The 12262-nt window shown below is 64.1% G+C and carries 12 protein-coding genes; 2 read left to right on the forward strand and 10 right to left on the reverse strand.

Annotated features, from left to right (window positions below; all coding sequences use genetic code 11):
• Nucleotides 1–827: 827 nt before the first annotated feature.
• The 10 genes from RX330_RS24425 to RX330_RS24470 form a co-directional block, all read right to left on the reverse strand.
• Complete coding sequence (locus tag RX330_RS24425) at nucleotides 828–1589, reverse strand: SDR family NAD(P)-dependent oxidoreductase (RefSeq protein WP_317240129.1); 762 nt, start codon at nucleotides 1587–1589, stop codon at nucleotides 828–830.
• A 21-nt stretch (nucleotides 1590–1610) separates the two neighbouring features.
• Nucleotides 1611–3350 (reverse strand): nitrilase-related carbon-nitrogen hydrolase, encoded by a 1740-nt coding sequence (locus tag RX330_RS24430; RefSeq protein WP_317240130.1) that lies wholly within the window; start codon nucleotides 3348–3350, stop codon nucleotides 1611–1613.
• 13 nt (nucleotides 3351–3363) lie between these two features.
• A complete protein-coding gene (locus RX330_RS24435; protein WP_317240131.1) occupies nucleotides 3364–4353 on the reverse strand; it encodes an acetamidase/formamidase family protein in 990 nt (329 codons plus the stop codon).
• 31 nt (nucleotides 4354–4384) lie between these two features.
• Entirely contained in the window at nucleotides 4385–5104 is a 720-nt protein-coding gene (locus RX330_RS24440) for an ABC transporter ATP-binding protein (RefSeq protein WP_317243962.1), read from the reverse strand.
• Nucleotide 5105: 1 nt separating this feature from the next.
• Entirely contained in the window at nucleotides 5106–5822 is a 717-nt protein-coding gene (locus RX330_RS24445) for an ABC transporter ATP-binding protein (protein ID WP_317240132.1), read from the reverse strand.
• Nucleotides 5822–6886: a branched-chain amino acid ABC transporter permease gene (locus RX330_RS24450; protein ID WP_317240133.1), complete on the reverse strand. Its 1065-nt coding sequence runs from the start codon at nucleotides 6884–6886 to the stop codon at nucleotides 5822–5824. The genes RX330_RS24445 and RX330_RS24450 overlap by 1 nt, the downstream gene beginning before the upstream one ends.
• 15 nt (nucleotides 6887–6901) lie before the next feature.
• Nucleotides 6902–7774: an ABC transporter permease subunit gene (locus RX330_RS24455; RefSeq protein WP_212092910.1), complete on the reverse strand. Its 873-nt coding sequence runs from the start codon at nucleotides 7772–7774 to the stop codon at nucleotides 6902–6904.
• A 109-nt stretch (nucleotides 7775–7883) separates the two neighbouring features.
• On the reverse strand, nucleotides 7884–9137 hold the full coding sequence (locus RX330_RS24460) for an urea ABC transporter substrate-binding protein (RefSeq protein WP_317240135.1): 1254 nt from the start codon (nucleotides 9135–9137) through the stop codon (nucleotides 7884–7886).
• A 10-nt stretch (nucleotides 9138–9147) separates the two neighbouring features.
• On the reverse strand, nucleotides 9148–9813 hold the full coding sequence (locus RX330_RS24465) for an ANTAR domain-containing response regulator (RefSeq protein WP_317240136.1): 666 nt from the start codon (nucleotides 9811–9813) through the stop codon (nucleotides 9148–9150).
• Nucleotides 9810–10970 carry a transporter substrate-binding domain-containing protein gene (locus RX330_RS24470; protein WP_317240137.1) on the reverse strand — a complete coding sequence of 387 codons (1161 nt, stop codon included), beginning with the start codon at nucleotides 10968–10970 and terminating at the stop codon, nucleotides 9810–9812. The genes RX330_RS24465 and RX330_RS24470 overlap by 4 nt, the downstream gene beginning before the upstream one ends.
• 74 nt (nucleotides 10971–11044) lie before the next feature.
• On the opposite strand from RX330_RS24470, the gene RX330_RS24475 reads away from it, so the two are divergent.
• Complete coding sequence (locus tag RX330_RS24475) at nucleotides 11045–11191, forward strand: hypothetical protein (RefSeq protein ID WP_212092914.1); 147 nt, start codon at nucleotides 11045–11047, stop codon at nucleotides 11189–11191.
• Nucleotides 11192–11307: 116 nt separating this feature from the next.
• Nucleotides 11308–12168: an alpha/beta hydrolase gene (locus RX330_RS24480; protein ID WP_317240138.1), complete on the forward strand. Its 861-nt coding sequence runs from the start codon at nucleotides 11308–11310 to the stop codon at nucleotides 12166–12168.
• Nucleotides 12169–12262: the final 94 nt, after the last annotated feature.

Consider the following 12262-nt stretch of genomic DNA (forward strand, 5'->3'; position numbering starts at 1 on the left):
TTCTGAATTAGCCTCAAGAAGACCTGAACACCAATCCCGAACCGGCGTAGAAGCGGTTCCGTTGGCCGGTGACTTGACGGCTCGACGCTTCGCGCAGGTGGAGATCGAGAGTGACGTTGGGCATATCCGGGGTGTGAAGCGACCACCCATTCAAGCCGCGGACATGAGCTCTCGATCTCGCGACAGACTACGCCCGAGCTTTGCTTCATCTCTCACCCTCAAAACCAAGAGGGCGCAGGGAAGGCCGGGTGCCAGCTCGCACCCGCGGTCCGCTGCGCGACATGCGCACGCAGGAAGAACCGCACAGCAGCATACAGGTGGTGCCGATCACTCGGCCTTCCCTGCGCGATGGTCGGACGGCTTATGCCGTGCTCTCCCGGGAGCCGAACTTTCCTCTGGCCTCCCTCGCCCCGCGAATTGGATGATGCAGTCCGCCCGGTTGGGCTCGCTCGCACCTTCGCAGACAGCTTGACCGTGGCAACGACGGCCAGGACCACACGGTTTTGCCGTACGCACGGCCCGCCATGTCGCCGCAGTATTCCCAGCCCTGTCGACAAAGCTGGAAACTTACAGGCGAGACGAAGCCTGGCAGCGCCGTCGTCCGCACGCGGTTACGGGCTCACAGGGACTACCCGCCCTGCCCGCTCCTCTCGTGCCGACGCTGCCGCGTCCACCGCAGACCCGGCTCGCGAAAATGACGACCTCATGATCGCCCCTCTTGAGTGAGCCGGGATGCACGACACATACGCCGAAACCGAATTTCGGTAAAGTGGAATCTTTTTTCCGGAAGGGGTTGACGGGTGGCGAAACAGATCGCCGATGCGTTCCTACAACTGCACCCCACGCGTGAGTGCACCGTCGACGACGAGATTTGTGCCGGTGATGAAGCTGGCGGCGCGGCTGGCGAGAAACACCACGGCGTTGGCCATTTCCTGCGGCGTTCCCATCCGCCCCGTCGGATTGAGCGCAAGCGCCGTCTGGTAGAGCTCGGGATTGTTGTCCTTGATCATGTTCCAGACCCCGCCGTCGAAATAGGTATTGCCTGGGGAGACCGAGTTGGCGCGGATGCCTTTCCCAGCGAGCTGATTGGCCAGTCCCTGCGTGTAATGGATGATCGCCGCTTTGAAGGTGCCGTAGGGACCCGCAGCGAAATCGATCTCGCGCCCCGAGACGCTGGAAATGGTGACAATCGCGCCGGCGGCACTCTTCTCCAGATAGGGCATGGCCGCATTCACGAGCCGGACCGTACCCATCATGTCCGTCGAAAACTCCTTCTCCCAGCTTTCGTCGTCCTGCCCGATCGCAAGCGCGCTGACATTGGCGACGACGACATCGATGCCGCCGAGCTTTGCCGCCATATCCCCGACCCAGGCCTTGAGCACGGCCGCGTCAGCAACGTCGACGGCGCCGCCATAAGCCGCGACGCCCTTGGTCTTGAGTGCGGCGACCGTGCTCTCGACCTCGGCCAGATTGCGGGAGCACACGCCGACATCGGCGCCTTCGGCGGCGAATGTCTCGGCGATTGCTCGGCCGATTCCCTTGGTGCTTCCCGTGACGAGTACTTTGGCTCCCTTGAGTCCCAGATCCATGGCCGATTTCCTTTTCTTGGTTCAGTAGTTGGTCGGCGCCGCCCTGACCAGTCCACGATAGCTGTGCGGCATTCGCATCGCCACCAGATCCTTTCGCCGGACGACGTTGGTCGGATAGACGCTGTCGAGATTGGTGGTATCGATCCGCGCGATGGCGAGGCCGGCGCCGCCGGCCGCGATCGCTTCCCGCCGCGGGAACTCGAACGTGTCGGGGCCAAACACACCGCTCAACCCCGGATAGCCGCGTTCGGGATCGACGACATTGGCGAAGGCGAAGAACAGGTTGTTCTCGCCGGCACGAACGCGGAAGTGATGCCAGTGATGCGGATCCGGGCCGGTCGGAATCGATTTTGGCTGCAACACCTCAGTGCCGGCATGGGACGAGCTGAAGCCTCCCTTGATCGCGGCGGGACAGGCGATGAGATCGCAGCCGCGCAGCGCCAGCACCCGGCCCGCCTCCGGGAAGGAGGCATCGTGACCGATCAACAGCCCGATGCGGCCGATCGGCGTGTCGACGACGCTCCAGCCGTCACCGGCCATGGCCCAGCTTCGCTCGTCGGCCGCCAGATGCGTCTTGCGATAGACGGAGATGCTTCCATCGGGCGCAACCAGGCAAGCGCTGTTGTAGACCAGATCGTCGTCGCGCTCGGCAAGGCCGCAGACGAGATAGACGTCAAGCTCCCCCGCAATCTCCCCGAGGCGAAGCGTTGCCGGCCCCGGTATCGGTTGCGCTGATGTCGCGGGATCGGTCAGTCCCGTCACAGCCAGCTCCGGAAAGACGACAAGCTCCGCCCCATCCGCTCTTGCCGCGCGCGCGTAAGCTTCGATCTCCTTCAAGTTCTGGGCGGGATCATCACCAGGTGCAAATTGCGCGACGCAAACCCGCGATGTCTTTCCGACCGGCCACGGCTCGTGGCCGTAGAGGCCGAAGAAGTCGCACGGATTCCAGCTGAATGTATCGGTCAGCAGTTCGGGATAGAGCTCCGGCCGACGCTGCGCGAACACGGTCTCGCCGAGCACGCGGCGTGCGCGGGCGGCGTCGAGATCGATCTCCGACAACAGCACCCCGTCGCCCTTGTCGAGCACGGCCATGACCTGCCCGTCCGGTGCGATCACGCAGCTGCCGCCGCTGAACTGCACCGTACGCTCCAGCCCCCATCGATTGCTCTCGATGACGTAGCAGCCGTTCTCGAAGGCCCGGCTGATCCAGTAAGGCGCCGGCGTACGCTCTGCCAACCAGTTGGAGATGTGGCAGATCACGTCCGCGCCGCCCAGCGCCATCAGCCGCGCGGTTTCCACGAAATGAATGTCCATGCAGATCAGCAGCGCGATCCGCCCGATCGGCGTCTCGAACACCTGGTTGTGCAAATCGCCCGCCGCGGCCCATTTCGGCTCGGAGATATAGGGGTGCGTCTTGCGGTGGCGGCCGACAATGCCGTCGGGCCCAATCAAGACGGCCGAGTTGAAGTAGATGCCATCCTCGTCGACCTCCGGCATGCCGATGACGATGTAGCAATCGTGCTTGTGCGCCAGCGCCGCAAATCGGTCCGTGGTCGGACCCGGGATCGTCTCGACGAAGGGGGCGACCTCGGCACGGTCGAGCCAGCAATAGCCGGTCGTTCCCATTTCCGGCGTGACGATAAGCCTTGCACCGGCCGCCGCGGCCTGCTCGCAAAGCTCGAGCAGGCGCGCGACGTTGCGCGCCTTCTCGAACATGATCGGCTCGAACTGGACAGCGGCGACCTTGTGAACGTTGGGCATGAACGGGCGAGCCTCAAACGAGATAGGACTTCTTGATGGAGGCCCCGAGCGTGTACTTGGGGTCGACCATGTTGCCGAGACGGACGCGGCCAGCCTGGGTCAGCAACATGTAGGCATCGATCTCCTCGAAGCCGTAGTCGGCGGCCATCCAGCGGCAGAGCTCGCGATAGGCGATGCGGGCTGCGTCCTCCATCGGCCGCGCCGAGCCGATGGTCATGATGAAATCGCTGGTCTCGAGTCGCGGCCAGGAAATGGTCCAGTTCTTGATGAGGTCGATCTGCACCGTCGTTACGGTTGGATGCTCGATGGCGACGCCGCAGAGCTCGCCGTCGCCTTGCGCGGCATGGCAATCGCCAAGATAAAGCAGCGCGCCCTTGGTGTTGACCGGAAGGTAGATGACGGCCCCGACGCCGACGTCCGGCAGGTCCATGTTGCCGCCGTAATAGTCCGGAACCAGCGAGGAAATCGCCTCGATCTCGGGCGACGTGCCGATGGTGCCGATAAAGGGCTCATAGGGCAGCGTGATTTTGTCGTTCCACTTCGTGCCGGTTTTCGCGTCGATCTCAAGCTTCTTGACGCGCTCCGGCAGTGCCGGATTGAGCAGCGCCGTATTGCCCGTGCTGACCAAGCCGCCGAAGTCAGGCATGATGACTGTCGTGCCCCGCGGCTGCGGCCCGCGCGGGACGATGCTCTCGATGTAGACCGCGAGCACGTCGCCCTTTTCGGCGCCGTTGACGTGAATCGGCCCGTTCTGCGGATTGAGGAACGGAAAGTTGAGGATCTTCGATGGACTGTCGGTCTCCTTCTTGATCGCGCCCTCGAACGCATCGTGCGTCTCGGCGGAGACGACCGCGCCGGGATCGACCGTCAGCACCGGCTTCACATAGGGGCCGTAGACGTAATGGTACTTGCCCTGCTCGGCTTCCGTGATCGTGTATTGCTTGCCGCGCTCGCCCCTGGCGATGCCTTTGCGCGCCATGATGGAATCGTCTTGCCAGGCCATTGCTGTTCTCCTTGGTTGGGCGTCGTTTCTTTCAAACCGCCAGATGACGGCGCATCTCCGCTTCGTCGCCGAGCGCGGCACGGTCGAGGCTTGCGACGATGCGCCCCTTGTCTATGACGTAGCAGCGCTGTGCCATGGCGCGGATCATGTCGATGTTCTGCTCGACCAGGATGATGGTCACACCGGTCCCGCGATTGAGCTCGACCATGTTGCGTGCGATGTCCTGGACGATGTTGGGCTGGATGCCCTCCGAGGGCTCGTCGAGCAGGATCAGAGCGGGGTCCGAGATCAGCACGCGTCCGATTGCGAGCTGCTGCTGCTGTCCACCGGACATGGTGCCGGCGCGCTGGTGCCAGCGCTCTTCGAGAATCGGAAACGCATCGATGATCTTGCGCCGGCCCGCCTCCGGAATGCCGCCGCCCTTGATCGCGGCTCCGACGGCGACGTTCTCGCCGACGGTCAGGCGCGGAAACACGTCGCGCCCCTGGGGCACATAGCCCATGCCAAGGCGTGCCCGCTTGTGCGCCGGCAGGGATTCAACGGCCTCGCCGCGATAGACGATCGAGCCGCTCATCGCCGGCACGAGCCCGATCAGGCTCTTCATCAGCGTCGACTTGCCGACACCGTTGCGGCCGATGACGGCGACGATCTCCCCTTCCCGCACCTCGATCTCGAGGCCCTGGAGCACGGGCTTTCCGCCGTAGCCGGCACGCAGGCTCAGCGTCGAAAGGATGACTTCCCTGCGCGGCATGTCAAGCATGAGCCTGCCCCAGATAGATCGCCGCGACGCGCTCGTCGGCCACGATCTGGTCGATCGAGCCCTGTGCAAACACTTGGCCGAGATGCAGCACGGTGACGCGCTGAGCGACCTGACGCACGAACGCCATGTCGTGCTCGATCGCCAGCACCGTCATGCCGCCGGCATTGAGCCGCTGCACCATTTCGCCGGTCATGTGGGTTTCCTCCGGTGACATGCCGGCGGTCGGCTCGTCCAGCAGCAGCAGGCGCGGCTTCAGGCTGATCGCCATGCCGATCTCCAGCCATTGCTTCTGGCCATGGCTGAGGTTTCCCGCCGTCTGCGCCTGTTCGGCGCCGAGCCCGAGGAAGGCAAGCAGCCGGTCGATCTCTTCCAGCAGCGTCCGCCCGCGGTGACGGCTCTGCAGGGCAATCTCCAGGTTCTGACGCACCGACAGGCCCTTGAACACACCGGGCACCTGAAACTTGACCGACAGGCCGCGGTGGATGCGCGCAAAGGATTTCAGGGCGGTGATATTCTCGTCCGCGAAGAAGATGTCGCCGCTGCCCGGATGATGCTCACCCAGGATCAGGCGGAACAGCGTGCTCTTGCCCGCACCGTTCGGGCCGATCAGGCAATGGATCTCACCGGCTTGCAGCGTCAGATTGACGCCGTTGGTGACATGCAGCCCGCCAAAATGCTTGTTCAGCTCGCGCAGCTCCAGCAGCGACATCAGCCCGCCCTCCGCATGAAGCGCGTGGCGAGGCCGCCGAGCCAGTTCATCACGCCGAGCACGAGGCCGTTGGGCGCGATCAGGACTGTGAGCACCAGCAGCACGCCCATGAAGACGAGAGCATACTGGCTGCCGTAGATCGTCAGTGCCTGGAAGGCGGCAAGCACCACCAGCGTGCCGATCACGGTCGAGGTCAGGTCGCCGCGGCCACCGACGGCGACCCAGATCAACGGCAGCGCCGCCGCCGTCATGCTCATGCTCGACGGGGTGATGTATTGCCCCCACACCGTGTAGAGCACACCGGACAGGCCTGCCAGGGCGGCCCCGATGACGAAGGTGATGAGCTGGTACTTGCGCACGTCGTAGCCGAGCATCTCCGCCCGCTCCGGGTTTTCCCGGATCGCGACGATGACGTTGCCGAACGACGAGTTCACCAGGATGCGCAGGGCCAGATAGACGAAGACCAGAAGGCCGAGCACGAAGTAGTAGAGCCCGACGTCGGCGAACAGAACGATCGGCTGCCCTGGCCACGGGATGGTCAGTGGCGGCATTGCGCTCATGCCGTTGAAGCCGTTGAGCCGCGCGCTGCCGATGTGCCATTCCGGCCCCGCGGTCTGAGCCATGAAGCGCTCCAGCATCAGGGTCACGGCGAGTGTGACGATGCCGAGGAAGACGCCGGCGATCCGGCCGAAGAACATGAAATAGCCGAGCAGGACTGCGAACAGCGCGGCGATCGCCACCGCGGCCACGAGTGCCACCAGCGTGAAGCCGTAGGCCGAGCCGAAATTGATGGTGAGGACGCCGTAGCCGTAGCCCGCGATCCCGAAGAAGGCGGTCTGGCCGAAGGAGAGCGAGCCGCCATAGCCCCAGATCAGGCACAGGCTGAGGGCGATGAACACCCAGACAAAGAAATAGACGGTGTTGCCGACCGTGTAGCCGTCGCTGAACAACGGGTACACGAGCGCGGCCAGAAGCACGACGACAAACAGGCCCCAAAAGGCCGGACCGCGACCGACGGTCTGCGGGCCTTCGAGACGGCGAAACAACGAGAGGAAACCGGTCACGACGCCATCACTCCGTCAGGTGCGCTCACGCAGCACAAAGCCGGAAATGCCCTTTGGCAGGACCCGGACCACGATGATGACGGCGACCAGGAGGCCGATCTGCCCGAACAACTGGCCCTGCCACGACGTCATCACCGATTTCACCACTCCAAGCACGGCACCCGCCGGCGCCGTGCCGAGGAAGACGTCGGCGCCGCCAATCACGACGGTGACGAAGGCCTCCATGATGAAGGTCGCCCCCATGGTCGGCACCAGTGTCATGGTCGGCGCGTAGAGACCGCCGGCAAGGCCGGCCAGCCCTGCGCCGCAGGCGAAGGTGAGGCTGTAGATCAGGCGCGTATCGACGCCGAGCGCGGCCGCCATATGCGGCACCTGGATGGTGGCGCGCGCCAGCACGCCGAAGCGCGTCCAGTTGAACAGCGCATAGAGCGCGGCGAGCACGCCGAGCGCAGCGCAGAACAGCACGATGCGATAGATCGAATACGAGTATGCGCCGACCTGGAAGCTGCCCAAGGGCGTGCCAACGCCTGCCATGGTCGAGCCGACCGCGATCAGCGTGCCCTGCGTCGCGATCAGGCTCAGCCCCCAGGTGGCGACGATGGTGTCGAGCGGCCGGTCATAGAGATGGCGGATCACCGCGAGCTCCACCACGACGCCGACCAGCGCCGACACGAGTGTGCCGGCCAGTATTCCCAGCGGCAGCGGCAGGCCCGCATGCACGGTTGCCGCAGTGACATAGGCGCCGCACATGATGAACTCGCCATGGGCGAGATTGATCACGCCCATCATGCCGAAGATCACCGCGAGCCCGCAGGCGGAGAGCACCAGGAACGCGAAGGCGTCGCCGAATTGGTAGAGCGCCGAGAAAACGTGGGTCGCAATGTCCATGAACCAACCGGGATGTGGGAGGATGCGGCGTCCCCGCCGCAGATAACCGTGATCGCCCCGGCGCGCCGGCAAGGCGTGCCGGAAAGGGCCGGAGCGACCAGCCGCCGGGTCAGGGTTTCGGCGGGGGATTCGACGGCGTGTACTGGGCCATCGGATCCTTCTTGGTGAGGTCGCAGCCGGCTTCACCCAGCCAGTAGGGCTTGATGTCCTCCCAGATCTTCGGGAAAGAGATCGAATGATCGGCGCCGACCTTGGCGAGATAGATCGTGTGCGACATGTGCTGGCTCTTCGGGTCGATGCAGACCTTGCCTTCCGGCGCGTCCATGCAGACGTCGCCCAGCGCGATCACCTTGCGGATATCCTCGCGCTTGGTCGACTTCGCCCGCTCGACCATCTGCTTGTAGAGATAGACGGCGAGATAGGAGTTTTCCGCCTCCTGGTTCACATAGGGCTCGCTCGGGAACTTGGCCTTGAACTTGGCGTAGAACTCCTTGCTCTTCGGCGAGTCGATCTCCTCGATGTAGTTGGTGGTGACGTACATGTCCTTCAGGCTCGGCGGCTTGAAGCGCTTGTGCTCGTAACCCTGGCCGACGTTGACCGAGGATGCCATCGGCAGGTTGACGTTGGCGGAAGCCGCCTGCTCGTAGTAGGAGGCCTGCGCGGTGCCGACCAAGAGCGTGACCACGAAGTCCGGCTTGGCCTTCTGGATGTTCTGGATGCTCTGCGAGAACTGCGACACGCCGAGCGGGATGAATTCCTCGCCAGCCATCTTGCCGCCGTTCTCCTTGACGATCTTGCGCACCCATTCCGCCGAGATCTGACCGAAATTGTAGTCGGCGGCGAGCGTGTAGACGTTCTTGCCGTACTTCTCCATCATGTAAGGGATCAGCGTCGAGAACTGCTGCTCCGGCACGGCGCCGGTGACGATCATGTGGCCGTCGCAGACACCGCCTTCATACTGGTTGTTGTAGAAGGCGAAGCCGTTGAACTGATCGACGATCGGGCGGTACGCCTCGCGCGAGGCCGAGGAGAAGCCCGCAAACACCACGTCGACCTTGTCGCGCTGGAGCACGCGGCGCATGAATTCCTGGTAGCGGGTGTTGTCGGACTGCGTATCGTAAGCGACGAGCTCGAGCGGCCGGCCCATGATGCCGCCCGCCTTGTTGATCTCCTTGGCGGCGAGCTGGATGGCGTGGACCTTGCCGATCGTGGCCGCGGCGAAGTCGCCGGACTGATCCTCCAGCACGCCGAGCTTGATCGGGTTTTCCGCCGCGCGCGCCAGGTGAGATCCGATGGGGGATCCGAAGACAAGCGTCCCCGTGAGGGCTGCGGCGCGCAGCCCCCGCAATACAGACTTGGTCATGTTGCTTCTCCTAGATGGCCTGCTTGTTGCCGCCTTGCAGCGTGATGCCGGTCGTGCGGCCGGACGTGTCGGGCGGCTTCGCCCGCTTGCTCAGAAACTCCTCGCAATAGAGTTCCATGTTCTGCCGCGCGCGCATGCTTTCGCGACGGAGCTGGGAATAGGCGCCCTCCTCGTCGAGGCCGCCCTGCTGCATCAGCAGGATGACGGCGCGGATCACCGCACGGCGGCCGCGGCGGCGCTCCTCGAGGCCCTGGAGGCGCTCATACATTTCAGCGCGCAGCAGGAACTGGTTGATGCCCATGAACAGGGAGGTGTAGACCGCGCCGCCATGGACCGGCTTGCGCAGGAAAGAGGTGGCGCCGAGATTGACGAGCGCCTTGAGTCGGCTCGGCGCCTCGACGCCGACGAGGCCGATCACCGGTACCGGCGGCAGCCGCGAGGCCGGATTGACCTCGATCGCGACGGCGCCTTCGAGATCGCCGTCCACAAAAAGGATGTCGCGGTCCGCCTGGAGGCTCGCAACGTCGATGCGCGCGCGACCGTCGATGATTTCGGGATATTCGGTGGAGACGCCGAGCTTGGCCAGCGTCGTTTCTAGCGTGCTCTCCCATCCGCCCCGCCGGGTGACGACGATGGCGCGGCCGCCCTTGAAGTTCTGTAGCAGTCGAGAGCTCATGATTGCACCACTTTCAGAAGCGGAGAGCGCATTGCGCTGGCAAAGCGCGGCGACGACTGGACGAGATAGGGATCGGGCGCGATCGGCTCGCGGGATTCCAGCAGCACTTCGAACTGTCCGTTGGCGGCCGAGCGGCCGATCCGCGGTGTGAGCCAGGCGTGAAAGGTCTGCCGGTCGATCCGGACCTCGCCTTGCGGCGCGAGCAGCCGCTGGTCCGCCACCGCGGCGCGCACGGTGCGCGCGTCGTCGGTTCCGGCCTGCGACAATGCCGCCGCGAGCAGCTTGACGGCGATGTAGGACGACTCCGCATCGGCCGAGGAGACCGGTCCATCAGGAAAGGACGTCGTGTAAGCATCGATGAATGCGCCGTTCTCGGGCGAATTCAGCGACGAGAAATAGACGCTCGACGACAGATGTCCGTCGATCGCATCCGGCCCGATCTCCGGCAGCTCCGGTTCGGAGAGCGTGCAGCTGGCGACGGGAATTTCCGCGGCCTGATCGATGCCGCGCGCGCGGCAAGCGGCCCGGAATGCGCGGAAGAAGGCATAGGCGCTAGTGCCGATCAGATTGTTGAAGACGAAGTCCGGTCGCGCATCGATGATGGCCGCGATGACCTGATCGACCTCGGTGTCGCCGACGGAGAGATAGCGCTCCGCAAGCACCGTGCCGCCGCGCGCGATCAATGCCTCGCGGAAGATGCGGTTGTTCTCCCAGGCCCAGATGTAGTTGGAGCCGACGCAGAAGGCACGCGAGCCGACGCGGGACGCCAGATAGTCCACCAGCGGCAGCACGTGCTGGTTCGGTGCAGCACCGGTGTAGATGACGTTGTCGGAACTCTCGAAGCCCTCGTAATGCGAGGGATACCACAGCAGCCCGTCGAACTTCTCGAAGCATGGGATCACCTCCTTGCGGCTCGAGGAGGTGTAGCAGCCGACCACCTGACGGATGCCGGAACCGAGAAGCTCGAGACTGAGCGAACGGTAGCGCGCAAGGTCGCCCGACGGATTGACCACGACCGGCTCGAGTGTGATGTCCTGACTGCCTGCGTTGACCTCCTGAAAGGCGAGCAGTGCGCCATTGAGAATCGAGCGCGCGACGACGCTGTAGGAGCCCGTCGTCGAGAACATCACGCCGATCCGATAATGCTTCCGCGTCATCACTCGATCCAAAAACAAAAAAGCGCCCTCCGGCCGTTAAGCCGAGGGCGCCTTCGCCGCCAACTGAGCACGCGATGAACCGCGTGGCGTTGGAAATGGTTGAACTCGTCGCGTTAATGGGCAGGCTTGCCCTACGCTCACGCAATACGGTCGTTGAGATCAGCTATATTGTCAAGCGCGTTGTTGCAGCGAAAACTGCTGCAATTCATATCGGTGTGTAGCAAATCTATGCAAGCAACTGGCAAGCCGATCCCTCGCAGCGCTGAGAAGATTCCTCTTGCTGTCCGATGCTCACAGCGATTTCTTGCCTGTCTAACCATCTCATGCCGGAGACCACATGGTTGATGACCGCCGTTTGCCGAACCGCCCCCTCGATCCCCGTACCAAATGGTCCGCGCTTTCCCAGGCGGAACGCGATGCTGCCTATGACAACAACGCGGCCGTCAAGAACAGCGCGGCCCTGATCGCCGAGCGCAACGACGCTTCCGGCCGGCTGCGGGGCACGCTGAACTCCCATCTCGACCTGCCCTATGGCGAGCGTGCGAACAACAAGATCGATCTCTACCCGGCGGCAAGGTCCGATGCGCCCTGCCTGGTGTTCCTGCACGGCGGCTACTGGCAGCGCAATTCCCGGGAATTGTTCGCGATGCTGGTCGAAGGCGTTGCCGCGCACGGCTGGTCGGTCGCCATTCCCGGCTATTCGCTGGCCCCCGGCGTTACCCTTACCGACATCGTCGGCGAAATCCCGCGTGCACTCGACTGGCTCGCCGCGCATGGCGCGTCCTACGGCATCGCGGGACCTGTCGTGCTGTCAGGCTGGTCCGCAGGCGCGCACCTCGTCGCGATGGCACTGGATCATCCGCACGTCCACGCCGGGCTGGCGATATCCGGGGTCTACGATCTCGCGCCGATCCGCGACACAGGTCTCAACAACGCCCTGAAGCTCACGGACGAGGAGATCGCCAAGCTCTCGCCGCTGCGCCTGCCGGTGACGCCGAAGCGACTGGATATCGCCTATGGCAGCAACGAGCTCCCGGCGCTCGTGCTCGATTCAATCCACTTCCATGAGAAGCGCGCGGCCGAACGGGCGCCCGGCAAGCTCATTCCGGTCGAAGGCGCCGACCATTTCACCATTCTCGAGGCATTACGGCGCCAGGACGGCATTCTGGTCGATGCCGCGAGGCGGCTGCTGGACTAAAAGTGCGAAAACAACCCCATGCACAGTAGAATGCCTTTGTTTCCTCGAGCGAATTTCCGCAGGCCATTCACGTCGTGGACGGGCTTTGACGCGT

This window comes from Bradyrhizobium sp. NDS-1 (assembly GCF_032918005.1).
GTDB classification, from domain to species: domain Bacteria; phylum Pseudomonadota; class Alphaproteobacteria; order Rhizobiales; family Xanthobacteraceae; genus Bradyrhizobium; species Bradyrhizobium tunisiense.